The organism is Streptomyces sp. NPDC057474, from assembly GCF_042802555.1.
Lineage (GTDB): Bacteria > Actinomycetota > Actinomycetes > Streptomycetales > Streptomycetaceae > Streptomyces.
Genome location: NZ_JBHVDX010000156.1, coordinates 1 through 24,197, shown reverse-complemented (window position 1 = coordinate 24,197; position 24,197 = coordinate 1). Strand labels below are relative to the sequence as shown.

Annotated in this window: 23 protein-coding genes; 10 read left to right on the top strand and 13 right to left on the bottom strand. The window is 69.5% G+C overall.

From position 1 onward, the window contains the following. Positions 1-46 precede the first annotated feature (46 nt). The 5 genes from fabF to fasR form a co-directional block, all read right to left on the bottom strand. Entirely contained in the window at positions 47-1,318 is a 1,272-nt protein-coding gene (gene fabF, locus ACFU53_RS32885) for a beta-ketoacyl-ACP synthase II (protein WP_384000635.1), read from the bottom strand. A 97-nt stretch (positions 1,319-1,415) separates the two neighbouring features. Further along, complete coding sequence (locus ACFU53_RS32880; RefSeq protein ID WP_007381745.1) at positions 1,416-1,664, bottom strand: acyl carrier protein; 249 nt, start codon at positions 1,662-1,664, stop codon at positions 1,416-1,418. Between the two features lie 101 nt (positions 1,665-1,765). After that, positions 1,766-2,797 (bottom strand): ketoacyl-ACP synthase III, encoded by a 1,032-nt coding sequence (locus tag ACFU53_RS32875; RefSeq protein ID WP_384000631.1) that lies wholly within the window; start codon positions 2,795-2,797, stop codon positions 1,766-1,768. Between the two features lie 13 nt (positions 2,798-2,810). Then, the gene (locus ACFU53_RS32870) at positions 2,811-3,725 is read right to left on the bottom strand and encodes an ACP S-malonyltransferase (RefSeq protein WP_384000628.1); all 915 of its coding nucleotides are present in this window, start codon (positions 3,723-3,725) and stop codon (positions 2,811-2,813) included. A gap of 89 nt (positions 3,726-3,814) precedes the next feature. Next, positions 3,815-5,017, bottom strand: coding sequence for a fatty acid biosynthesis transcriptional regulator FasR (gene fasR, locus ACFU53_RS32865; protein ID WP_384000625.1), 1,203 nt, complete (start codon positions 5,015-5,017; stop codon positions 3,815-3,817). Positions 5,018-5,183: 166 nt separating this feature from the next. Between fasR and ACFU53_RS32860 the strand changes: the two genes are divergently transcribed. Then, positions 5,184-5,843 (top strand): pirin family protein, encoded by a 660-nt coding sequence (locus ACFU53_RS32860; protein WP_384000638.1) that lies wholly within the window; start codon positions 5,184-5,186, stop codon positions 5,841-5,843. A gap of 7 nt (positions 5,844-5,850) precedes the next feature. On the opposite strand, the gene ACFU53_RS32855 is transcribed toward ACFU53_RS32860, so the two are convergent. The 3 genes from ACFU53_RS32855 to ACFU53_RS32845 all read right to left on the bottom strand — a co-directional run bounded on the left by ACFU53_RS32855 (position 5,851) and on the right by ACFU53_RS32845 (position 9,103). Beyond that, the gene (locus tag ACFU53_RS32855; protein ID WP_384000622.1) at positions 5,851-7,656 is read right to left on the bottom strand and encodes a serine/threonine-protein kinase; all 1,806 of its coding nucleotides are present in this window, start codon (positions 7,654-7,656) and stop codon (positions 5,851-5,853) included. Positions 7,657-7,779: 123 nt separating this feature from the next. Beyond that, positions 7,780-8,607, bottom strand: coding sequence for a serine hydrolase domain-containing protein (locus ACFU53_RS32850; RefSeq protein WP_384000619.1), 828 nt, complete (start codon positions 8,605-8,607; stop codon positions 7,780-7,782). Between the two features lie 19 nt (positions 8,608-8,626). Continuing rightward, positions 8,627-9,103: a GNAT family N-acetyltransferase gene (locus ACFU53_RS32845; protein WP_384000616.1), complete on the bottom strand. Its 477-nt coding sequence runs from the start codon at positions 9,101-9,103 to the stop codon at positions 8,627-8,629. A 95-nt stretch (positions 9,104-9,198) separates the two neighbouring features. On the opposite strand from ACFU53_RS32845, the gene ACFU53_RS32840 reads away from it, so the two are divergent. Together ACFU53_RS32840 and ACFU53_RS32835 are read left to right on the top strand one after the other, a co-directional pair. After that, positions 9,199-9,702, top strand: coding sequence for a MerR family transcriptional regulator (locus ACFU53_RS32840; RefSeq protein ID WP_384000614.1), 504 nt, complete (start codon positions 9,199-9,201; stop codon positions 9,700-9,702). Next, positions 9,699-10,712: an aldo/keto reductase gene (locus tag ACFU53_RS32835; protein ID WP_384000611.1), complete on the top strand. Its 1,014-nt coding sequence runs from the start codon at positions 9,699-9,701 to the stop codon at positions 10,710-10,712. Before ACFU53_RS32840 ends, ACFU53_RS32835 begins: the two co-directional genes overlap by 4 nt. A gap of 267 nt (positions 10,713-10,979) precedes the next feature. Here ACFU53_RS32835 and ACFU53_RS32830 read toward each other — a convergent pair whose 3' ends face one another. The 3 genes from ACFU53_RS32830 to ACFU53_RS32820 all read right to left on the bottom strand — a co-directional run bounded on the left by ACFU53_RS32830 (position 10,980) and on the right by ACFU53_RS32820 (position 13,897). Next, positions 10,980-11,831 carry a DUF4429 domain-containing protein gene (locus ACFU53_RS32830; RefSeq protein ID WP_384000608.1) on the bottom strand — a complete coding sequence of 284 codons (852 nt, stop codon included), beginning with the start codon at positions 11,829-11,831 and terminating at the stop codon, positions 10,980-10,982. Positions 11,832-11,907: 76 nt separating this feature from the next. Beyond that, a complete protein-coding gene (locus tag ACFU53_RS32825) occupies positions 11,908-13,116 on the bottom strand; it encodes an alpha/beta hydrolase (protein WP_384000606.1) in 1,209 nt (402 codons plus the stop codon). Positions 13,117-13,231: 115 nt separating this feature from the next. Then, positions 13,232-13,897 carry a TetR/AcrR family transcriptional regulator gene (locus ACFU53_RS32820; protein ID WP_384000604.1) on the bottom strand — a complete coding sequence of 222 codons (666 nt, stop codon included), beginning with the start codon at positions 13,895-13,897 and terminating at the stop codon, positions 13,232-13,234. Between the two features lie 100 nt (positions 13,898-13,997). On the opposite strand from ACFU53_RS32820, the gene ACFU53_RS32815 reads away from it, so the two are divergent. Both ACFU53_RS32815 and ACFU53_RS32810 read left to right on the top strand, forming a co-directional pair. Further along, positions 13,998-15,623 carry an MFS transporter gene (locus ACFU53_RS32815; protein WP_384000601.1) on the top strand — a complete coding sequence of 542 codons (1,626 nt, stop codon included), beginning with the start codon at positions 13,998-14,000 and terminating at the stop codon, positions 15,621-15,623. A gap of 285 nt (positions 15,624-15,908) precedes the next feature. Then, positions 15,909-16,214 (top strand): small hydrophobic protein, encoded by a 306-nt coding sequence (locus tag ACFU53_RS32810; protein ID WP_384000598.1) that lies wholly within the window; start codon positions 15,909-15,911, stop codon positions 16,212-16,214. 154 nt (positions 16,215-16,368) lie between these two features. On the opposite strand, the gene ACFU53_RS32805 is transcribed toward ACFU53_RS32810, so the two are convergent. Both ACFU53_RS32805 and aceE read right to left on the bottom strand, forming a co-directional pair. Then, entirely contained in the window at positions 16,369-17,124 is a 756-nt protein-coding gene (locus ACFU53_RS32805; protein ID WP_384000595.1) for a potassium channel family protein, read from the bottom strand. A 98-nt stretch (positions 17,125-17,222) separates the two neighbouring features. Beyond that, positions 17,223-19,970, bottom strand: coding sequence for a pyruvate dehydrogenase (acetyl-transferring), homodimeric type (gene aceE, locus ACFU53_RS32800; protein WP_384000592.1), 2,748 nt, complete (start codon positions 19,968-19,970; stop codon positions 17,223-17,225). A gap of 401 nt (positions 19,971-20,371) precedes the next feature. On the opposite strand from aceE, the gene ACFU53_RS32795 reads away from it, so the two are divergent. From ACFU53_RS32795 to ACFU53_RS32775, 5 genes are all read left to right on the top strand, one after another. Further along, on the top strand, positions 20,372-20,809 hold the full coding sequence (locus ACFU53_RS32795) for a DUF3052 domain-containing protein (protein ID WP_020115348.1): 438 nt from the start codon (positions 20,372-20,374) through the stop codon (positions 20,807-20,809). A gap of 204 nt (positions 20,810-21,013) precedes the next feature. Then, the gene (locus ACFU53_RS32790) at positions 21,014-21,472 is read left to right on the top strand and encodes a peroxiredoxin (RefSeq protein ID WP_384000589.1); all 459 of its coding nucleotides are present in this window, start codon (positions 21,014-21,016) and stop codon (positions 21,470-21,472) included. A 113-nt stretch (positions 21,473-21,585) separates the two neighbouring features. After that, the gene (locus ACFU53_RS32785; RefSeq protein ID WP_384000586.1) at positions 21,586-22,161 is read left to right on the top strand and encodes a calcium homeostasis/redox stress adaptation protein; all 576 of its coding nucleotides are present in this window, start codon (positions 21,586-21,588) and stop codon (positions 22,159-22,161) included. 131 nt (positions 22,162-22,292) lie between these two features. After that, on the top strand, positions 22,293-22,868 hold the full coding sequence (locus ACFU53_RS32780; RefSeq protein ID WP_033527290.1) for a TerD family protein: 576 nt from the start codon (positions 22,293-22,295) through the stop codon (positions 22,866-22,868). Positions 22,869-22,993: 125 nt separating this feature from the next. After that, a complete protein-coding gene (locus ACFU53_RS32775) occupies positions 22,994-24,139 on the top strand; it encodes a DUF475 domain-containing protein (protein WP_384000582.1) in 1,146 nt (381 codons plus the stop codon). Positions 24,140-24,197: the final 58 nt, after the last annotated feature.

The window sequence follows — 24,197 nt, the reverse complement described above, 5'->3', positions numbered from 1 at the left end:
CCACCGGACGGTGGGGGCCCTTCACGTTCGTACGACTACGACGGCCTCAGACCGTCCTGAACGCCAGCACCACGTTGTGCCCGCCGAACCCGAACGAGTCGTTCAGGGCGGCGATGCGGCCCTCGACCGGCAGCTTGCGGGCCTCGCCCCGCACGATGTCGGCGTTGGCCTCGGCCTCGGGGTCGAGGTCGTTCACATTGATCGTCGGCGGAGCCACCCGGTGGTACAGCGCGAGCACCGTCGCCACCGTCTCCACCCCACCGGCACCGCCGAGCAGATGCCCGGTCATGGACTTCGTCGCGGACACCGCGAAGTGGTCGGTGTCGTCACCGAACACCTTCCGCAGCGCCTTCAGCTCGGCGATGTCACCGGCCGGCGTCGACGTCCCGTGCGCGTTGACGTGCACGATCTCCGCCGGGTCCAGGTCGGTGCTCTCCAGCAGGTGCTTCAGGGCCTGGGCGATACCCCGCCCCTCCGGCTCCGGCTGCACGATGTCGTGGCCGTCGGCGGAGATGCCCTGGCCCACGGCCTCGGCGTAGACCCGGGCACCCCGCGCCGCCGCGTGTTCGGCCGACTCCAGGACGACGACACCGGCACCCTCGCCGAGGACGAAGCCGTCACGGCCGGTGTCGTACGGACGGGAGGCGCCCTGCGGGTCCTCGTTGTTCTTGGACATCGCCATCATGTTGCCGAACGCGGCGATCGGCAGCGGGTGGATGGCGGCCTCGGTGCCACCGGCGATCACGACGTCGGCGCGGCCGGTGCGGATCATCTCGATGGCGTAGCCGATGGCCTCGGCGCCCGACGCGCAGGCGGAGACCGGGGTGTGCACACCGGCGCGCGCGCCGACGTACAGACCGACGTTGGCGGACGGGCCGTTGGGCATCAGCATGGGCACGGTGTGCGGGGAGACGCGGCGTACGCCCTTCTCCTTCAGCACGTCGTACTGGTCCAGCAGCGTCGTCACACCGCCGATGCCGGAGGCGATGACCGCGCCGACGCGGTCCGCGTCGACGGTGCCCTCGTCGGCCGAGGTCTCCGTGTAACCGGCGTCGGCCCACGCCTCCTTGGCCGCGATCAGCGCGAACTGCGCCGAGCGGTCCAGACGGCGGGCCTGCGGCCGGGGAATGACCTCGGACGGCTCCACGGCGATCTGCGCGGCGATACGGACCGCCTGGTCGGCGGCCCAGTCCTGCTCCAGGGGACCGACGCCGGACCTGCCGGCGACCAGCCCCTCCCAGGTGGAAGTCGCGTCGCCACCCAGCGGTGTGGTTGCGCCGATACCGGTGACGACCACGGTGCGATTGGTCGAGCTCACGGGAATTTTCTCCAACGGTTACGAGGATTCAGCGGCGCCACCGCCGGGTGGCGGGGCAAACGGGCCGGTCAGTGACCGGTCCGACCCGATCCGCGGATCAGGCCTGGTGCTTCAGGATGTAGTCGGTCGCGTCGCCGACCGTCTTGAGGTTCTTGACGTCGTCGTCCGGGATCTTGACGTCGAAGCGCTCTTCGGCGGCGACGACGACCTCGACCATGGACAGGGAGTCGACGTCCAGGTCGTCGGTGAAGGACTTGTCCAGCTGGACGTCCTCGACCGGGATGCCGGCGATCTCGTTCACGATGTCGGCGAGACCGGCGACGATCTCTTCCTGGGTGGCGGCCATGTCAGGCGCTCCTTCGTAGTTTCCAGAGGTTGGCGGCCCGCCGCGTCAGCGGCAGGTTGTGCGTTTTCCCGCGCCGGACCACAGGGATCCGGCAGCGGTGCCTAGGGGAGGGTAACGACCGTCGCGGCGTACACGAGACCCGCCCCGAAGCCGATGACGAGCGCGGTGTCGCCGCTCTTCGCCTCACCGGTCGCCAGGAGCCGCTCCATCGCGAGCGGGATCGAGGCGGCCGAGGTGTTGCCGGTGGTGCGCACGTCACGCGCGACCGTGACGTGTTCCGGCAGCTTGAGTGTCTTCACCATCGAGTCGATGATCCGCTCGTTGGCCTGGTGGGGAATGAAGACGTCCAGATCGTCCGAGCCGATCCCGGCCGCGTCAAGCGCCTGCTGCGCGACCTTCGCCATCTCGAACACGGCCCAGCGGAACACCGCCTGGCCCTCCTGCGTGATCGCAGGGAACTTGACATTGCCCTCGCTGTCGAGCGGGAGCTTTTCGAGGTCACCGATCCGGTACTCGTTCCACGGGACCGTCTGCTTGATCGTTCCGGACTTGTCGCCCTCGGAGCCCCACACCGTCGGGCCGATGTGCGGCTCCTGGGAGGGGCCGACGACGACCGCGCCGGCGCCGTCACCGAAGAGGAAGGCCGTGGCCCGGTCCTCCAGGTCGGTCAGGTCGGACAGCCGCTCGACACCGATGACGAGGACGTACTCCGCCGAGCCCTCGACGACCAGGCCCTTGGCGAGCGTCAGGCCGTAGCCGAAGCCCGCGCAGCCGGCCGAGATGTCGAAGGCGGCGGCCTTGTTCGTGCCGAGCTTGTCGGCGATCTCGGTGGCGACGGCCGGGGTCTGGCTGAAGTGCGAGACGGTCGAGACGACGACGGCGCCGATCTGCTCGGCGGTGATCCCGGCGTCGGCGATCGCCTTGCCGGACGCCTCGACCGACATGGCGGCGACGGTCTCCTCGTCGTTCGCCCAGTGCCGGGTCTCGATGCCCGAGCGGGAGCGGATCCACTCGTCGGACGAGTCGATCTTCTCCAGGATCACGTCGTTGGGCACCACCCGGACCGGGCGGTAACCTCCCACGCCGAGGATGCGTGCGTACGGGGCGCCCTTGCTCGGCCTGATCTTCGACATAGCTCCAGGGCTCCTAGTTCAGGTGCTCGGCGATGAGCGCGCGAGCGGCGTCGAGGTCGTCGGGTGTCTTCAGCGCCACTGTCGGCACGCCCGGCAGCGCGCGCTTGGCGAGACCGGTGAGCGTGCCGCCGGGGCACACCTCGACGAGCGCGGTTACGCCCAGCTCCTTGAAGGTCTCCATGCACAGGTCCCAGCGGACCGGGTTGGCGACCTGACCGACCAGACGGGAGAGCACCTCGGCGCCGGTGGCGACGGCCTGCCCGTCCTTGTTCGAGACATAGGTGACCGTGGGGTCCCCGGGTGACAGCTCCTCGGCGGCCTTGGCGAGGGTGTCGACGGCGGGGGCCATGTGGTGCGTGTGGAATGCGCCGGCGACCTTCAGCGCCACGACGCGGCGGACGCCCTCGGGCTTGTCCGCCTCCAGGGCGGCCAACTGCTCCAGGGTGCCGGCGGCGACGATCTGGCCCGCGCCGTTCACGTTCGCCGGGGTCAGCCCCAGCTTCTCCAGGTGCGGGATCGTCACCTCGGGGTCGCCGCCGAGCAGCGCGGACATACCGGTCTCGGTGATCGCGGCGGCCTCGGCCATGGCCAGGCCCCGCTTGCGCACGAGGGTCAGCGCGGCCTTGTCGTCGAGGACACCGGCGAACGTGGCGGCGGTGATCTCGCCGACGCTGTGACCGGCGACCGCGCCGGGCACTACGTCACCCAGGGCGGCGGCGGACAGCAGTCCGGCCGCCACGAGAAGCGGCTGGGCCACGGCGGTGTCGCGGATCGCGTCGGCGTCGGCCTCGGTGCCGTAGTGGGCGAGGTCCAGCCCGATGGCGTCCGACCACGCGCCGAGGCGGTCGGCGGCACCGGGGAGGTCGAGCCAGGGAGTCAGGAAGCCGGGCGTCTGGGCGCCCTGGCCGGGAGCGACGAGTACGAGCACTCTCACACTCTCTCTTGGGGACGGCTACGGCCGCCCGTGAGGACAGGGACGAAGAACACGAGGGGGTTTTGTAGCCCTCCGACAAAACCCTAGAGCTGAGGATCCCCATCCACCAGACGCCCCAGGATCAGCGCGATCCGCAAGGTGAAGGCGGAGCGTACATCGGAGGGCGACCAGCCGGTGACGTCAGTCACACGTCGGAGCCGGTAGCGCACGGTGTTGGGATGGACGAACAGCATTCGGGCCGCGCCCTCAAGACTTGAGGCTTGTTCGAGATAGACGCTGAGCGTCTCCAGGAGAGCGGAGCCGGCCTCCTCCAGCGGTCTGTAGATCTCCTCCACCAGTTGCTCGCGCGCACTGGGGTCGCCCGCGATCGCGCGCTCCGGAAGCAGATCGTCCGCCAGAACGGGGCGCGGCGCGTCCTGCCACGCCGTACAGGCCTTGAGTCCCGCTGCAGCCGCCTGCGCGGACCGGGTCGCGGCCAGCAGGTCGGGCACGATCGGCCCGGCCACCACCGGCCCCGCCGCATACGGCCCGATCAGCGACTTCGCGACCTGCAACGGGTCGTTGTTGCCGCCGGCGATCACCACCAGCCGGTCGCCCAGCACACCGGTGAGCACCTGCAGCTTGGCGTGCCGGGCCGCGCGCCGGATGGCCTCCACGGTCAGCTCGCTGTCGCCGTCCGGGGCCGTGCCGAGGACCACGCAGACATGGTCGGGCGAGTTCCAGCCGAGCGCGGCGGCCCTGCTCACCGCCCCCTCGTCGGCCTCGCCGCTGAGCACCGCGTTCACGACCAGGGATTCCAGGCGGGCGTCCCAGGCGCCGCGTGCCTCGGCGGCCTGCGCGTACACCTGCGCGGTGGCGAAGGCGATCTCCCGCGCGTAGACGAGCAGGGCCTCGCGGAGCACGCTCTCGTCGCCGGGGGCGGCCACCTCGTCGATGGCGGACTCCATGACCTCGATGGTCGTGCGCACCATCTCCACGGTCTGCCGGAGCGTGATCGCCCGGGTCAGTTCACGCGGCGCGGTCCCGAACACATCCGTCGAGATGGCCTGCGGGGCGTCCGGACGCCGGAACCACTCCGTGAACGCGGCGATACCGGCCTGGGCGACCAGCCCGATCCACGACCGGTTCTCGGGCGGCATCGCCCGGTACCAGGGCAGCGTCTCGTCCATCCGCGCGATGGCCTGCGCGGCGAGGCTTCCGGACGACCTCTCCAGCCGCTTCAAGGTCGCGACGTGCGCGTGGACGGGCGGTGCGGATTCGGGCCTGCTGGTTTCGGGTTCGGGCACGGGACAAGACTGCCTTATCGCTGCGCTGGCTTGCGCCGGAGGGTCGTGGGCCGGGTGTGCGTCTGCTGGGGGCTGCCGCCCTCGGACCCCCGTTCGGCCTGACGGCCTCGTCCTCAAAACGCCGGACGGGCCGGATGATGCCGGCCGGGGCTACCTTGGAGCCGTGATGGACCTACGGCGCGCTGGTACGCGCTACCCCGGTGGGGATCGGGAGGCAGGCATCGCCTCGCTCCACGCCTTCTCCTTCGACTCGCACTACGACCCGGACAATCTCCGCTTCGGCGCGGTGATCGCCTGCAACGAGGAGCGGCTCGCCCCCGGCGCCGGGTTCGACGAGCATCCGCACAGCCACACCGAGATCGTCACCTGGGTCGTCGAGGGCGAGCTGACCCACCGTGACACCACCGGCCACGAGACGGTCGTCCGCCCCGGCGACGTCCAGCGGCTCAGCTCGGCGGGCGGCGTACGGCATGTCGAGCGCAACGACGGCGCCGAGCCGCTCACCTTCGTGCAGATGTGGCTGGCCCCGCAGGACCCGGGCGGCGACCCCGCGTACGAGATCGTCCGCGGTATCGCCGACTCCACCCCGTACGCCGTTTCCGAGGCGGGCGCCATGCTGCACGTCCGGCGGCTGGGCACGGCGGGGGAGCGGACCGCGGTGCCGGACGCGGTGCGGGCGTATGTGCACGTCGTACGGGGTGCCGTGCGGCTCGGGCCGCATGAGCTGGAGCCCGGGGACTCCGTGCGGGCCGAGGAGGAGAAGGGACTGGAGCTGGTCGCCCTCTCCTGCCCGGCCGAGGTGCTGGTCTGGGAGCTCGGCGAGTGACGGTCCGTCAGTCGGTGACCGGCTCCTCGGCGTTCCGCCACACCGTGATGTCCACGGAGACGTAGTCGCTGGGGTCGCCACTGGGGGCCGTGCCCTGGAAGGTGACCAGCCCGATGTGACCGGAGTCGGTGCGCACACACAGCTGGAGTCCCTTGGAGAGCTGACCGAGCTTGACGTTCTCCGTGTACCGGGTCTCGCTCCGGCAGGTCTCCAGGGAGCCCTTCTGGGAGTTGTTCAGCAGGACGACCTTGTCGCTGCTGCTGCCCACCTGTTTGCCGACGATCATGTCCGTCGTGTAGTAGAGGTCCGCGTCCTCGCGGTAGGGGGCGTCGCCGTCGCCGACGGGCGCGGGCGGGGAGTCCGCGAAGCGCACGTAGTAGTCCGCGGGGATGTTGACGCCCTTGAACGTGACCGGCTTGGGGTCGGACTTCGGCTTGGACTCGGCGGAGCTGCCGCCGGAGCCGGTCGACGTACCGCTGGACGAGCCGCTCGATGAATCCGTGATGCTCTGCACGATCGACGCGCAGCTGCCGAGCAGTCCCAGACCGAACACCGCCGCGACGCCGATCCCGATCCACTTGCCGACGTTGTTGCGCGGCGGCGGAAGAGGCAGCGGGCGGGGATGTCCCTGCGGGTACGGCTGCTGCCAGCCCCCCGGCTGCGGGTACGGCGCCTGGTGCCCGGTCGGCACCGTGTGCGGCCCCGACTGCGGGTGGTACGGCGTCGACGGCGGGCCCGCCGGGGGCGGGGTGACCGGCCCGGAGTGCATCGTCGGGGCCGCGTGCATCGTCTGCGCGCCGTGGTCCACGGACGGCGAACTCACCTGCGTCACCGGCGCGGTGGGCGGCGGGGGCAGGGTCGCCGACGTGGCGGCCGCCGCGGCCTGGTTTCGCTCGGCCAGCAGGTCGGCCGACGCCGAGACCCGCCGGGTGATGTCGGCGCCGATCGCCTCCGGCAGCCAGGAGCCCGACTGGACCAGCGGGGTGGCCGACGCCTCCTGGCAGAGGGCGACGACCTCGGCGGGGGAAGGGCGGTCGGCCGGGTCCTTGGCCAGACAGCGCTCGATGAACCGGAGTTCGTCCGCGAGACCGCTCAGGTCGGGCTCCTCGTGGACGATCCGGTACAGCACGGCATGCGAGGGACCGTCGCCGTACGCGCCGGACCCGCGCGCCGCGAACACGGCCACCTGGCCGAGCGCGAACACGTCCGACGCGGGCGTGACCGGCTTTCCGGCCGCCTGCTCCGGCGACATGAAGGCCGGGGTGCCGATGGACACGCCGGTGCCGGTCAGGGCGGTGGCGTCGGCGGCGCGCGCGATACCGAAGTCGATGACACGGGGCCCGTCGGCGGCGAGCAGCACGTTGGAGGGCTTCAGGTCGCGGTGGACGATGCCCGCGCCGTGGATGACCGACAGCGCCTCCGCGACCCCGGCGAGCAGCAGCAGGACCGAGTTCAGGGGCAGCGCGCCGTGCTCGGCGACCGCCGCGTGCAGCGACGGGCCGGGCACATAGGCGGTGGCCAGCCACGGCTGCGTGCCCTCGGTGTCGTGGTCGAGGACGGGCGCGGTGTACAGGCCCTGCACGCGCTGGGCGGCCTGCACCTCCTGCTTGAACCGGCGGCGGAACTCGGGGTCCTCGCTCAGCTCGGGCCGGATCGTCTTCAGCGCGATCGGGTGCCCGCCCGGCGTGTACGACAGGTACACCGTGCCCATGCCGCCCGAGCCGAGCCGCGCCGAGAGCCGGTAGCTCGCCACGGTCGTCGGGTCCCCGGCCTCCAACGGCCGGAACTGCCCGCCCGCTCGAACCTCGCTCATCGTTCTCCCCCGAAAGCTGTGCGGCTGATGTGCACGGGGAGGCTAGCGGACGGATCGGTGCCAGTGGCCGCTCAGGCCGGGCACCCGCGGCTTCCGTCGAAGAGTTGTCGTTTCCTTCACGAATCAGGCACTGTTCCCGACCTCGGCGAGCACAGCGTCCGTGAACGGAGTCCAGGCCTCGACCGCCCATGGCCCGAAGGCCCGGTCCGTCAGCGCGACACAGGCCACCCCGGCGACGGGGTCGATCCACAGGAACGTGCCCGACTGCCCGAAGTGCCCGAACGTCCCCGGCGACGACGAAGTCCCCGTCCAGTGCGGTGCCTTGGAGTCCCGGATCTCGAAGCCGAGCCCCCAGTCGTTGGGGTTCTGGTGCCCGTAGCCCGGCAGGACGCCCTTCGTGCCCGGGTACTGCACGGTCATCGCCTCCGCGGCCGTACGCGGGTCCAGCAGCCGGGGCGCCTGCACCTCGGCCGCGAACCGCACCAGGTCGTCGACGGTCGAGACGCCGTCCTTCGCGGGGGAACCGTCGAGGGAGGTGGACGTCATCCCCAGCGGTTCCAGCACCGCCTGCCGCGCGTACTCCGCGAACGGGATGTCCGTCGCCTTGGCCACATGGTCCCCGAGCGCCTCGAACCCGGCGTTGGAGTACAGCCGCCGCACCCCGGGCTCCGCCGTCACCCGGTGCTCGTCGAAGGCCAGCCCCGAGGTGTGCGCCAGCAGATGCCGCACGGTCGACCCCGTCGGCCCCGCCGCCTCGTCCAGCTCGATCGCCCCCTCCTCGTACGCCACCAGCACGGCGTACGCGGCGAGCGGCTTGGTGACCGAGGCCAGCGGGAAGCGGTGCCCGAGGGGACCGTGGGTCCCGAGGACGGTCCCGTCCGCCCGTACGACGGCCGCGGCGGCCGTGGGAACCGGCCAGTCTTCGATCAGGGCGAGGCTCTGCAGTGACATGCGGACGAGCCTAAGCGGCTCAGAGGTCCAGCTGCATCAGAGGGTCCGGCCTGCGCCGGAAGCCCATCGACGCGTACAGCGGCTCGGCGTCGGGGGAGGCGGTGAGATGGACGTATCCGGCGCCGACCTCGCGGAACCAGTCGACGAGGGCCTCCATGCAGGCACGGGCGTAGCCCTGTCGTCGGCAGTCCGGGTCGGTGGCCACGCTGAAGACGTGCCCGACCGCGCCGCGCGGGTTGCCGGCCTTCCCGATCCGGTAGTCGATCGTCCCCACCACCAGCGCGGCGAGCGCGCCCGGCCGCTCCGGACGGTCGACGACGAAGGCCGCGAAATCCCCCTCGGGGTCGGCGAGTCGGCGGCGCAGGGTGGGCAGGGACTCGGCATGCCAGCCGGTGGGACCGCCCGCTCCCGGCGGCCCCATCGAGTCGATCATCACCTGGCGCAGCCGGAGCACTTCCACCGCGTCCTTGACCGTGGCACGTCGTACGAGAGTCATGCCGGCACGCTAATCAGTGTGATCACGTCACGTCCTCGTGTTTTCTCACCGTATTCGCTTGCTTGGAGCGCACTCCAAGGTTTTAGCGTGGGGGCATGACGGTGATGGAGACCACGAGTACGACGAGTGCCGCGAGTGCGACGAGCACGACGAGTGCCGCCAGTACCGACAGTTGCGCCGGTCCACCGCTGAAGCCGCGACGGCCGGACGGGCAGGACAGGTACACGATCAGCGAGGTCGTCGACCTCACCGGCCTGACGGCGCACACGCTGCGCTGGTACGAGCGGATCGGGCTGATGCCGCACATCGACCGCTCCCACACAGGGCAGCGCCGCTACCGCAACCGCGACCTCGACTGGCTCGACCTCGTCGGCAAGCTCCGGCTGACCGGCATGCCGGTCGCCGACATGGTCCGGTACGCGGAACTGGTGCGCGAGGGCGACCACACCTACACCGAGCGCTTCGAGCTGCTCAAGGCGACCAGGCAGGACGTCCTGTCCCGGATCGCCGAGCTCCAGGACACCCTGAACGTGCTCGACCGAAAGATCAACTTCTACGCTGACGCCGGGCAGGCCCTGGCGTCGGAGAGGGCCTCATGACGGACGGCAGGATCGCGAAGGCACGGCTGGGGACCGACGGCCCCGAGGTGGGCGTACAGGGCCTCGGCTGCATGGGCATGAGCTTCGCGTACGGCCCCTCGGACGCGGCGGAGTCCAGGGCCACCCTGGAGCGCGCGCTGGAACTGGGCGTCACGCTCTACGACACGGCGCACGCGTACGGCGCCGGGGAGAACGAGAAGTTCCTCTCCCCCTTCTTCAAGGCACACCGTGACGACGTCGTCATCGCCACCAAGTTCGGTCTGGCGATCGACCCCGACGACCCGACCAGGCGGATCATCCGTAACGACGCGGCGTACATCCGTGAGTCCGTCGAGGGGAGCCTGCGCCGCCTCGACGTCGACGTGATCGACCTCTACTACATGCACCGCCGCGACGTGAGCGTCCCCCTCGAGGAGACCGTCGGCGTCATGGCCGACCTGGTCCGCGAGGGCAAGGTCAAGCACCTGGGCCTCAGCGAGGTCACGGCCGCCGAACTCCGCACCGCCCACGCCGTGCACCCCATCGCCGCCCTGCAGTCCGAGTGGTCCCTCTTCAGCCGCGACATCGAGGCGAACGTCGTCCCCACCGCCCGCGACCTCGACGTCACCCTCGTCGCCTACTCTCCGCTCGGCCGTGGCTTCCTCACCGGTTCCTTCGCCAAGGCCGAGGACCTCACCCCCGACGACTTCCGCCGTCAACAGCCCCGCTTCACCGGCGACAACGCCACCGCCAACGCGGCCCTCCTGGCCCCCATCCGCAAGGTCGCCGAGACCCACAACGCCTCCCTGGGCCAGATCGCCCTGGCCTGGGTCCAGCAACAGGCCTCCCTGCACGGCCTTCCGGTGGTCCCCATCCCGGGCACCCGCAGGCCGGGCCGGGTGGAGGAGAACGCGGCGGCCACGCGCCTCGCCCTGACCGAGGACGACCTGGCCCTACTGGACCCGATAGCGGCAAAGGTGGCGGGAGACCGCTACGCGGACATGCGTTTCGCGTCGGCAGGCAGGGAGTAGGGGCAGCAATTTCGGGTTGGGGCGGCGCGCGCTTTTCAGGGCGGGGGTACTGCAGCGTTTTCAGGGGCGCGGGGAACTGCGCGATGAGCCACGACGCACCGGCAGTGCACAACGGCGCTCCCCACCAACGGCGGGTGGCTAATGCGCTGCGCCTGAAATCCGTCGGTAGATCTGCCTCGTCTCGGCGGTCGAACTCCCGCCGCCGACCAGGCGCGTTGACCGTCCGCGGCTCAGCCGGAACCGCCTAGGAACTTCCGGCGCAGGACACTAAAGCTCAGCCAGCAACTCCGCCTTCTTCACACTGAACTCCTCATCGGTCACCAGCCCCGCCTCGTGCAGCTCCCCAAGATGCCGGATCCGGTCGGCGATGTCGGCCGGATCCCGCCGAGGCCCGGCATCAGCCGGAGCCGCACCCCCGGGCCCCGCCGACCGCACCGCCGCCAACACGGCCGCAGCGAACGGCAACGACTCGTGCACCGGCCCGTACCCCAGCCCGAACACAACAGCGGCGGGATCATGATCGGGTTGTGGCGGCTGCTCACCGGAGGTGCGTCGCAGCAACCGCAGATACCCCTCGAAGACCTCCGGCGACCGCCACTCGACCCCGCTCAGCGCACCGACCGGGAAACTCTGGTCCCCGGCCTTCCACTTCGCCGACGACGCCCCCGTCCAGAACCACCGGAACGACACGGACCGCCCGTCGAACGACGCCTTCCCGTCGTACGCCTTGAACTGCAACGGCACCTCGGGCGCCGCCACGAGAAACCGCTCGGCCGGCCCGGACTCGGTCAACCGCGCCCGCAGCTCGTCGGCGTAGTACTCCGCGAGCGTCTCCCGCTCGGCGGGCAGCACCAGCCGGTACGGATCGGAGCCCTCCTTGAGCTGGTCCGCCGCCGCTTCCATCAGCGGATCGGCGCCGGGCCGCGGCACGGCACGCAGTACGACGGTGCCCCGTTTCCCGGGCGTCAGTGTCACCCCCGCGATCGCCTCCAGGGGGACGCGTCGCTCACCGAGTGCCTGGAAGAGCTTCGGCGTGCGAATCCCCCGTTCGAAGCGGATGAGCACGGAGTCGGACTCGAACTCCCAGGCGGCATGAAATCCGGCCAGTACGTCACCCATGCGGCTCATCGTATGCGTGCGACGCGGGGAAGTCCCGACCGAGGCGAACCGCACTTTCTACACTCCTCTACGCGCGTCAGGCCGCAGCGCTGTCGGACAGACCCGCCAGACACGCGTCATCCTCCCGCGCACACCGCACCGACTCGTATGCGCCGATGCCGATTTCGGCGAAGTTGTTCAGGCTGTCGGTGCCCGGCTCGAAATAGCCGCTGTGCCCCCGGGCGTCGGCCGCCGACAGGATGCGCGCCCCGAACTCCGAGGAGACCGGGTCGGTGCCGTGGCCGAGCCCGCCGACCTCCAGGTAGGGCACGTCCTGGACCCAGTCGTCGGCGTCCCGCATGGCCCACACCCGGGCCGCCGTACGCAGCCGGCCGACCGTCTCGGCGCGCATGCCGGGGCTGCCCGCGACCGCGATGTCGGTGACCCGCGACGGCAGCGAGGGCGCGGCGACCCCGCACACCACCGAGCCGTAGCTGTGGCACACCAGCGCGACGGTGGAGCCGCCGGGCAGGCTCCGCACCAGCGCGTTCAGCCGGACCGAGCCCTGTTCGGCGCGGAGCGCGGTGGCCGAGTCGAGGCCGAGGCCGGTGGGCGCGGTGTAGTCGGCCCAGGCGATCACGGCCGTACGCGTCCCGGGGCTCGCCGCGCGCTCCGCGTCGTAGAGCGATTCGGCCATGCCGACGGGCGCGGAGTACCGGCGGTTGGTGCGCTGGAAGTTGAGGACGTTGGTGTCGACGCCGGGGACGACGACCGAGACGCGCTCGGCCTTGTCGAGGTCGCCGAAGGTCTCGGCGACCCGGCCGTTGCCCTGGGGGTCGAAGGCGAGGATGTGCCGCTGCTTCGCGGCGAGCATGTCGAAGCGGTGCATCCGGCGGCCGGCCTCGTGCCGGCCGGTCGCGGAGAGCCGCTGGTCGTGCATGCGTTTGCGTTCACGCTTGCTCTGCTGCTTCAGCGCGACGCGGTTGGCCCGGTAACGCAGTTCGACGGGGGCCCCGTTCATGTTGCCGACGGCCAGCGGATAGCGGTGGGCGAGCCCGGTGCGCTGATGCGCGGTGAGCGAGGCGAAGAAGGCGGCCAGGCGGTGCGGGGACGATTCGGCGTCCGGCAGTTCACGGCCGTCGAGCTCTCCGCGCTGCCATGCGGAGAGCGACGCCTGCAGCGGCGACTCCTCGCGATGGCTGCGGATCGCGGTCCAGCCGGTGGTCGCCAGCATCACGAAAACCACGGCCAGCGCCAGCAGTACGCGCCAGACGTTCAGTTGCGGGGAGGAGTCGAAGGAAGTCACTGAAAGGACACACTAAGAGAACGGAAGGGTCTCGCGTTAACCAAGTGAGAGGGATCACGTTTCGATCACGCCCGTTCCGTACAGTGCGCCGAGAAGGTCCCGATGATGCCATTGCCTACGCGTTTCGGCCAATACGCCACTTCTCGGCCAGTGACGGCCGTACGGCGTCCAGATGCGCGGCGGTCAGTTCGCGCATCGCGTCCTTGCTGAGGTCGCCGCCCAGGGCCCACATGCGTTCGGTCACCCGCATCACCCCGCCGAAGAGGGCCACCGCCACCCGCGGCCGGGGGTCGGTGTCCAGGTCGAGTCCCTCGCGCTCGGCGATGATCCGCTCGATCTCCCGCGCCACCTCGTCGGAGCGGCGCAGATGCGCGGCCAGCAGCGCGGGCGTCGACTCGACCATGCCGTAGGCGCGCAGATAGAGGTCGACGGGAACGACCCGGTCGACGGCCTCGCCGATGGCGTCCCAGCCCTCCAGGACGGCGTTGCGCATCGCCTCCAGCGGCGCCTCGTGCGCCGGCCGGGCGCGCACGGCCGCCAGGAAGTGCTCCTGGGTGAGGTCCATGACCGCGAGGGCGGCCTCCTCCTTGCCCGCGAAGTAGCGGAAGAAGGTGCGTTGCGAGACATCGACGGCCTCGGCGATCTCGTCGACCGTCGTCGCCTCGTACCCCTGGGTCGTGAACAGCTCCAGGGCCGCCCGCAGCAGTGCGTCGTGGGTGCGCTGCTTCTTCCGCTCGCGCAGTCCCGGCCGCTCCGCCGCCGTCGTCGCCGCCGTCTCCATGAACCCTCGTCTCCACCCGCCCCTGCGGCGAGTGACGTGACAGTTACCGACTTGTGAACTGGTTTGTCAACTGTCAGTGGCTGTCATTAGTCTCGCGCGTATGACTAGTCAGACCACTGTCGACAAGACGGGACCGGGGGACAAGGCGCCAGTCGTCCCGTCGGACCCGACGACGAACCGGGGCCGGGGCCTGCGCGGCCATCCCTGGTTCACCCTCCTCACCGTGGCCGTCGGCGTCATGATGGTCGCCCTCGACGGCACCATCGTGGCGATCGCCAACCCGGTCATCGCGGACGACCTGAAGGCGAGCTTCGCCGAAGTCCAGTGGATCACCAACGCGTACTTCCTCGCGCTGGCGGTCACGCTCATCACCGCGGGCAAGCTGGGCGACCGCTTCGGCCACCGCCAGACCTTCCTCATAGGCGTGGTCGGTTTCGCCGCCGCCTCCGGGGCCATCGGCCTGTCGGACTCGGTCGCCTTCGTGGTGATCTTCCGGGTCTTCCAGGGCCTGTTCGGCGCGCTGCTGATGCCGGCCGCGCTCGGCCTGCTCCGCGCCACCTTCCCCGCCGAGAAGCTGAACATGGCGATCGGCATCTGGGGCATGGTCATCGGCGCCTCCACCGCGGGCGGCCCGATCCTCGGCGGCTTCCTGGTCGAGAACGTCAGCTGGCAGTCCGTGTTCTGGATCAACGTCCCCGTCGGCATCCTCGCCGTGGCCCTGGGCGCCTGGATCCTGCTGGACCACCGCGCCGAGAACGCCCCGCGCTCCTTCGACGTCCTCGGCATCGCCCTGCTGTCCGGAGCCATGTTCTGCCTGGTCTGGGCCCTCATCAAGGCCCCGGAGTGGGGCTGGGGCGACGGCCTGACCTGGACCTTCCTGGTCGGCTCCATCGGCCTCTTCGCCCTCTTCGCCCTCTGGGAGACGAAGGTGAAGGAGCCGCTGATCCCGCTGGCCCTCTTCCGTTCCGTTCCCCTGTCCGCGGGTGTCGTCCTGATGGTCCTGATGGCCATCGCCTTCATGGGCGGCCTGTTCTTCGTGACGTTCTACCTCCAGAACGTGCACGGGATGAGCCCCATCGACGCGGGTCTGCACCTCCTGCCGCTCACCGGCATGATGATCGTCGGCTCGCCGCTGGCCGGCGCACTGATCACCAAGGCCGGACCGCGCATCCCGCTGGCCGGCGGCATGGCCCTCACCGCGATCGCCATGTACGGCATGTCGACGCTGGAGACCGACACCGGCAGCGCCGTGATGTCGCTCTGGTTCGCGCTCCTCGGTCTCGGCCTCGCCCCGGTGATGGTCGGCGCCACCGAGGTCATCGTCGGCAACGCGCCCCTGGAGCTGTCCGGTGTCGCCGGTGGTCTCCAGCAGGCCGCGATGCAGATCGGTGGCAGCCTCGGTACGGCCGTGCTGGGTGGCGTGATGGCCTCCAAGGTCGACGGCGACCTGCCGGGCAACTGGACGGACGCCGGTCTCCCGCCGCTCACCGAGGCTCAGCTCGGCCAGGCCTCCGAGGCCGTCCAGGTCGGTGTCCCCCCGGTCGCCGAGGGCACCCCGCTGGAGATCGCCGCGAAGATCGCCACGGTCGCGCACGACACGTTCATGTCCGGCATGAGCCTGGCGTCCCTCGTCGCCGCCGGTGTGGCAGCGATCGCCGTCCTCGTGGCGTTCCTGACCAAGCGTGGCGAGAACGCCGAGGCGGGTGCCGGAGCGGCGCACATCTAACAGCTCCGCCACTGCTTCACGCGCGGGTTTCCGCCCGAGTTCGCCTATCAGGGTGACAACGCTAAAGATCGCTTCCACCCGGTACGCGCCGCAGGTCACATTGGGTCAAGTCCTCCGCACGGCATGGTCGTTGACGGCGGAGTGACCCGGGGGTCTGCGGCGCGCTGCCGGAGGGGGGCAGCGCGCGCAGACAGTTCCGCCAACTCTCCCCGGTTTCAACCACGCCGGACGGGTACTCGCCGTTCTGTACGCGAACTGACCGCGAGGTTCAGGGAGTTGTTGACGATGGCGGGCTTCGGACACGGTACGCGCAGGCACCCCCGATCACGTGGCCGGATGTGGTCACGGAGCGGGCCGGATCGCGCGACCCTCGGGATCATCGGAGTCATCTGCGCGATCGCTGGATTCTTCGTCCTGGGCATCATCCTGGGCCCCGTGGCGATCCTCTGCGGCTGGCTGGCCATGAACCGCACCTGGTCCGGCGCCCGCCCCGTCCCCGCGATCATCGCGGTCGTTCTGGGTGCCATCGACACCGTCCTGGCCATCATCTGGCTGGCGGGCACGGCCACTCCGGGGATCGGACTCTTCTGATCCAGGAGTGAGGGAAAAGGGCAAGGGCCCTCGGCAGCCAATGCCGAGGGCCCCTTTTCCGCCTGCGTGAGGGGCAACGGGGTTCAGGGGCGCGGGGAACTGCGCGAGCAACCCCCACGGACCGGCAGCCGCGGACGCACCCAAGCCCCCACGATCATCGGCGCTGCTCAGGCACCCCCTCGACAGACTTCAACGACGCCACCTCCGCCCGCAACAACCGAACCTCCTCCGCCAGCTCCGCTATCGCCGCCGTCTGCCGCCGCTCCTCCGCGTCGTCCTTCTCGAACCGCGCTATGAACCAGGCCGCGATATTCGCGGTCACCACACCCAGCAACGCGATCCCCGACAACATCAGCCCGACGGCCAGCACCCGCCCCAGCCCGGTGGTCGGCGCATGGTCCCCGTACCCCACGGTCGTCATCGTCGTGAACGACCACCACACCGCGTCGTCCAACGTGTCGATGTTGCCCCCGGGAGCGTCCCGCTCCACGGACAGCACCGCCAGCGACCCGAACATCAAAAGCCCGACGACCGCCCCGCCGACGTACGTCGTGAGCCTTATCTGCGAGGCCATCCGCGCCCGCTGCCCCACCAGCAGCAACGTCGCCACCACCCGCAGCAGCCGCAGCGGCTGGATCATCGGCAGCAGCACCGCGCACAGGTCCAGCCAGTGCGACCGTACGAACTCCCGCCGCCGCTCGGCGAGGAGGAGCCGGATGACGTAGTCGAGCGCGAACGCGCCCCACACCCCCCACTCGGCGGCCTCGCACCACCACTTCACCTCGGCGTCCGCGTCCGGCCGGACGATCGGCACCGCGTACGCGACGGCGAACACCAGGGCCAGGCCGAACAACGGCCGCTGAGTCTGCTGTTCCCAACGCACCTGCGCCGGGACCGATCGCTGTTTCATGGCCGCATAGTAGAAAACGTGAAAGGGGTGGTGAACCCACCGGTTCACCACCCCTTGACACCGCCGACCGTGTTGGACGGCTCAGCCGGGCGCAGCGGCTACGCGTCGCCGCCCGCCGCCCCCGGGTCCGCCGCCGCCACATCGAGCAGCTGGTAGCGGTCGATCGCCTGCTTCAGCAGCGAGCGGTCGACCTTGCCCTCGCGCGCCAGCTCGGTCAGCACCGCGACCACGATCGACTGCGCGTCGATGTGGAAGAAGCGCCGGGCCGCGCCCCGCGTGTCCGCGAAGCCGAAGCCGTCCGCGCCCAGCGACTGGTACGTGCCCGGCACCCACCGCGAGATCTGGTCCGGCACCGACCGCATCCAGTCGGAGACGGCCACGAACGGCCCCTCGGCGCCGCTCAGCTTCTTCGTCACGTACGGCACGCGCTGCTCCTCCTCGGGGTGCAGCAGGTTGTGCCGTTCCACCTCGACGGCCTCGCGGCGCAGCTCGTTCCAGGAGGTCGCCGACCAGACGTCCGCCTTCACGTTCCAGTCGGCGGCCAGGATCCGCTGCGCCTCGATCGCCCACGGCACCGCGACACCGGAGGCGATGATCTGCCCCGGGATCGAGCCCGACTCGCCGGCCTTGACGCGGTGGATGCCCTTGAGGATGCCCTCCACGTCCACGTCCGCCGGCTCGGCCGGGTGCTGGATCGGCTCGTTGTAGACGGTGAGGTAGTAGAAGACGTCCTCGCCCGGCTTGCCGTCCGCGGTCTCGCCGTACATCCGGCGCAGACCGTCCTTCACGATGTGCGCGATCTCGTACCCGTACGCCGGGTCGTACGCGACACAGCCCGGGTTCGTCGAGGCGAGCAGCTGCGAGTGTCCGTCCGCGTGCTGGAGACCCTCACCGGTCAGCGTCGTACGGCCGGCGGTCGCGCCCAGGACGAAGCCGCGCGCCAGCTGGTCGGCCATCTGCCAGAACTGGTCGCCGGTGCGCTGGAAACCGAACATCGAGTAGAAGACGTAGACCGGGATGAGCGGCTCGCCGTGCGTGGCGTACGCCGAACCGGCCGCGATCAGGGAGGCCGTGCAGCCCGCCTCGGAGATGCCGTCGTGCAGCATCTGCCCCGTCGGCGACTCCTTGTAGGCGAGCAGCAGATCGCGGTCGACCGCCTCGTACTGCTGGCCAAGGGGGTTGTAGATCTTCGCGCTCGGGAAGAACGAGTCCATACCGAAGGTGCGGTACTCGTCGGGCGCGATCAGCACGAACCGCTTGCCGATCTCCTTGTCCCGCATGAGGTCCTTCAGCAGTCGTACGAACGCCATGGTCGTGGCGATCGACTGCTGACCGGAGCCCTTCTTCACACTCGCGTACGTCTTCTCCTCGGGCAGCGGCAGCGGCTTCGCACGCACGACCCGCGTCGGGACGTACCCGCCGAGCCCCTTGCGGCGGTCGTGCATGTACTGGATCTCCTCCGAGTCCCGCCCGGGGTGGTAGTACGGCGGCGCGCCGGACTCCAGCTCCTTGTCGGAGATGGGCAGGTGGAGGCGGTCGCGGAAGCCCTTGAGGTCGGCGACCGTCAGCTTCTTCATCTGGTGCGTGGCGTTGCGGCCCTCGAAGTTCGGGCCCAGCGTCCAGCCCTTGACCGTCTTCGCCAGGATGACCGTCGGCTGGCCCTTGTGCTCGTGGGCCGCCTTGTACGCCGCGTAGATCTTGCGGTGGTCGTGACCGCCGCGGCCCAGGTGCAGGATCTGGTCGTCGGTCATGTTCTGGACCATCGCGCGCAGCCGCTGGTCGTCACCGAAGAAGTGGTCGCGGATGTACGCGCCGGTCTCGGTGGCGTACGTCTGGTACTGGCCGTCCGGAGTGGTGTTCATGCGGTTGACCAGCACACCGTCGCGGTCCTGTGCGAGCAGCGGGTCCCAGGAGCGGTCCCAGACCAGCTTGATCACGTTCCAGCCGGCGCCGCGGAACTGCGACTCCAGCTCCTGGATGATCTTGCCGTTGCCGCGCACCGGCCCGTCGAGGCGCTGGAGGTTGCAGTTGACGACGAACGTGAGGTTGTCCAGGCCCTCGCGCGCGGCGATCGACAGCTGGCCGAGCGACTCCGGCTCGTCCATCTCGCCGTCGCCGAGGAACGCCCAGACGTGGGACTTGGAGGTGTCCGCGATCCCGCGCGCCTCCATGTACCGGTTCATCCGCGCCTGGAAGATCGCGCCCAGCGGGCCGAGGCCCATGGACACGGTCGGGAACTCCCAGAAGTCCGGCATCAGCCGCGGGTGCGGGTAGCTCGACAGGCCGTACGGCGCCTTCGACTTCTCCTGGCGGAAGGCGTCCAGCTGCTGGTCGTCGAGCCGGTCCAGCATGTACGCGCGGGCGTAGATGCCGGGGGAGGCGTGGCCCTGGAAGAAGATCTGGTCGCCGCCGTCGCCCTCCTCCTTGCCGCGGAAGAAGTGGTTGAAGCCCACGTCGTAGAGGGAGGCGGAGGACGCGAAGGTCGCGATGTGGCCACCGACCCCGATACCGGGGCGCTGGGCGCGCGACACCATCACGGCGGCGTTCCACCGGGTCGCGTTGAGGATCTTCCGCTCGATCTCCTCGTTGCCCGGGAAGAACGGCTCGGCCTTGGTCGGGATGGTGTTGACGTAGTCCGTGCTGCGCATCTCGGGCACGGCCACGCGCTTCTCGCGGGCCCGCTCGATGAGCCGGAGCATCAGGTAGCGCGCGCGCTCACGGCCGCGCTCGTCCACCGCGGCGTCGAGCGAGTCGAGCCACTCCTGGGTCTCCTCGGGATCGAAGTCAGGGACCTGACTCGGAAGGCCGCCAATGATGATCGGATTGCGATCGGATCCGGAAGCCACGCTGTTCCTTAGCTGTCAGAGGGCCGCTCTTCAGGGTGTTCCACAGATGTCTGCACCGTCCCCCATCGTGTACCTCGGGGACGCAAACGTCATCTCTACCGAGAGGTAACCAGTGCGGTTACTTGCTCGACAAAGGTAGTAAAGGTATTCGATGCTCGTACCCCCGGATGGTTGCCGAATGCACAAAACGGGCATAACGGTGTGGTGTGCGTCACGGGAAGCTGTGAATCCGCGCAGAGAGTTGCGGTGACACGGCCCGGATCGTCACCGTTTCGGCGGTCTGGAAGGCTGGGTACTTGCGCGATCCGTCCCGCCCGTGTGGACTACGGCCAAGCTTCGCGCACGCGCGTGGCTGATTACCCAGGGGGCGACCCCACCCGAACATGATCAGGAGGCAACCCGTGAGCGCGACCGCGGACCACGCGGAGGAGCGGACTAACCCTGCCGCGAGGCTGGGGTTCCAGCCCGAGCAGGTGGTCCAGGAGATCGGCTACGACGACGATGTCGACCAGGAGCTCCGCGAGTCCATCGAGGAAGTCGTAGGCAGTGAGCTCGTCGACGAGGACTACGACGACGTGGCCGATGCCGTCGTGCTGTGGTTCCGAGACGACGACGGCGACCTGACCGACGTACTGGTGGATGCCACCACGTACATCGAGGAGGGTGGCTCGATCCTGCTGCTGACGCCCAAGACCGGGCGGGACGGCTATGTGGAGCCCAGCGACATCTCCGAAGCCGCGACGACCGCGGGGCTGTCCGCGTCGAAGAGCGTCAGCGTCGGCAAGGACTGGAGTGGCAGCCGGTTGGTGACGCCGAAGGCGGCGAAGTCGAAGAAGTGACATGACGCTGCCACTGCGGCTCGGCAGGTACGCCTGAGAGCTCGGAGGGTTCTGTGTGTCGGCGGTCGCAGCTCCGTCGTGGCTTGTCGCGCAGCTCCCCGCGCCCCTGGAGGGGCCCCTTCTGGGCCACCCCTCCAGGGGCGCGCCGTTTCTCCTGCGTAGGCTGGGTCACCCGAACAGACCAGGAAGGGGCGCAGGAGAATCATGGCGATCCAGGTCGGCGACAAGGCTCCCGACTTCGAGCTCAGGGACAACCACGGGGCCACCGTGCGGCTCGCGGACTTCCGGGGCGAGAAGAACGTGGTGGTGCTCTTCTACCCGTTCGCGTTCACCGGGGTCTGCACCGGGGAGCTGTGCGAGCTGCGGGACAACCTGCCGAAGTTCGTGAACGATGACGTGCAGCTGCTGGCGGTGTCGAACGACTCGATCCACACGCTGCGGGTCTTCGCCGAGCAGGAGGACCTGGACTACCCCCTGCTGTCGGACTTCTGGCCGCACGGTGAGGTCTCCCGGGCGTACGGCGTGTTCGACGCGGACAAGGGCTGCGCGGTACGCGGCACGTTCATCGTCGACAAGGAGGGCGTCGTTCGCTGGTCGGTCGTGAACGCCCTGCCCGACGCCCGCGACCTGAACGAGTACCTGGCGGCCCTCGACACCCTGTGATTCTTCGGTTCCAAGCCCTGCGGGGAACGGGAACCCGTCACTAGGATCGACACGTTGATCCGATACCAACGCACGACGGGGCTCCCCGCCCCTGAAACCAAACGGAGGACGTCGTGGGAGTCAGCCTCAGCAAGGGCGGCAACGTATCGCTGACCAAGGAGGCGCCGGGCCTGACCGCGGTCATCGTCGGTCTGGGGTGGGACATCCGCACCACCACCGGCACCGACTTCGACCTGGACGCCAGCGCCCTACTGCTCGAGTCGTCGGGCAAGGTCAGCAGCGACGCCAACTTCATCTTCTTCAACAACCTGAAGAGCCCCGAAGGCTCGGTCGAGCACACCGGTGACAACATCACCGGTGAGGGCGAGGGCGACGACGAGCAGATCAAGGTCAACCTCGCGACCGTCCCGGCCGAGATCGAAAAGATCGTCTTCCCGGTCTCGATCTACGACGCCGAGAACCGCCAGCAGTCCTTCGGCCAGGTCCGCAACGCCTTCATCCGCGTGGTGAACCAGGCGGGCGAGGCGGAGATCGCCCGCTACGACCTCTCCGAGGACGCCTCCACCGAGACCGCGATGGTCTTCGGCGAGCTGTACCGGCACGGCGCCGAGTGGAAGTTCCGCGCCATCGGCCAGGGCTACGCCTCGGGCCTGCGCGGCATCGCCCAGGACTTCGGTGTGAACGTCTGAGTCACGGGGGAAGACCCCCTGGACTCACCGCGTCCGGCGTCGCTGTCGTCACCGACCGCGGCGCCGGACGCGCTCGTAGGACAACTGAACAGTTGAGCAACTGAAGCTCGAAATCGGGGAGGACCAGCACCATGGGCGTCACACTCGCCAAGGGAGGAAATGTCTCCCTCTCCAAGGCCGCGCCGAACCTCACTCAAGTGTTGGTCGGGCTCGGCTGGGACGTTCGGACCACCACCGGAGCCCCGTTCGACCTCGACGCCAGCGCACTGCTGTGCCAGGGCGGCCGGGTGCTGGGGGACGAGTGGTTCGTCTTCTACAACAACCTCAAGAGTCCCGACGGCTCGGTCGAGCACACCGGCGACAACCTCACCGGTGAGGGCGACGGCGACGACGAGTCGCTGATCATCGACCTCTCCCGGGTGCCGGCCACCGTCGACAAGATCGTCTTTCCGGTCTCCATCCACGACGCCGAGAACCGCGGCCAGGCCTTTGGCCAGGTCAGCAACGCCTTCATCCGCGTCGTCAACCAGGCCGACGGCCAGGAACTCGCCCGTTACGACCTCTCCGAGGACGCCTCCACGGAGACCGCGATGATCTTCGGCGAGGTCTACCGCTACGGCGGCGAGTGGAAGTTCCGAGCGGTGGGACAGGGGTACGCGTCCGGTCTGCGAGGCATCGCACTCGACTTCGGTGTGAACGTCTCGTAGCGCTATAAGCGCAAAAGCCGGGGCCGTGTGGGGTGCGAGGGGTACCCGACTAGACTTCGGGTTCAAAAGTTCGTAAAGCCGCGCGCGGCGCGGGGGAACCCCGTACACACACGATTGGGTAGCCAGTGGTTCTGAAAACCTTCGGCTGGTCGTTCGCGGTCACCGCGCTCGGCTTGGTTGCAGCGGTTCTCTACGGCGGATGGGCGGCGTTCGGCGTCGTCGCGATCCTGTCCGTCCTGGAGATCTCGCTGTCGTTCGACAACGCGGTGGTCAACGCCGGGATCCTGAAGAAGATGAATGCCTTCTGGCAGAAGATCTTCCTCACCGTCGGCATCCTGATCGCCGTCTTCGGTATGCGGCTGGTCTTCCCTGTCGTCATCGTCGCCATCAGCGCCAAAATGGGTCCGATCGAGGCCGTCGACCTGGCGCTCACCGACAAGGACCAGTACCAGCAGTACGTGACCGACGCCCACCCGTCGATCGCGGCCTTCGGCGGTATGTTCCTGCTGATGATCTTCCTGGACTTCATCTTCGAGGACCGGGACATCAAGTGGCTGGGCTGGCTGGAGCGTCCGCTGTCCAAGCTCGGCAAGATCGACATGCTGTCGGCCTGTATCGCGATGATCGTCCTGCTGATCACCTCGATGACCTTCGCGACCCAGGCCCACCAGCACGGCGGCGCCCATGTCGACAAGGCGCAGACCGTTCTGATCTCCGGTCTCGCGGGTCTCATCACCTATCTCGTCGTCGGCGGTCTCTCCGGTTTCTTCGAGAACAAGCTGGAGGAAGAGGAGGAGCGCGAGCACGAGGAGGAGGAGGCGGCGGAACGCGAGGGCAAGCCACGTTCGGCCGTGGCCCTCGCGGGCAAGGCCGCGTTCTTCATGTTCCTCTACCTGGAGGTCCTGGACGCGTCGTTCTCCTTCGACGGTGTCATCGGCGCCTTCGCCATCACCAACGACATCGTCCTGATGGCGCTGGGCCTCGGTATCGGCGCGATGTACGTCCGGTCGCTGACCGTGTACCTGGTCCGTCAGGGCACCCTCGACGACTACGTGTACCTGGAGCACGGCGCGCACTACGCGATCGGCGCCCTCGCCGCGATCCTCCTCGTCACCATCCAGTACGAGATCAACGAGTTCATCACCGGCTCCATCGGTGTCATCCTGATCGCCTGGTCCTTCTGGTCCTCGGTGCGCCGCAACAAGGCGCTGGAGGCCGAAGAGGGAAAAGCTGACGCCGCCGACAAGTCGGAGGTCTCCTCCGGGGTGTGACCACCCGCGGGGTGAGGGCAGGCTCTGAGCGGGGCGGCCGACGAGGACTCGTCCTCGT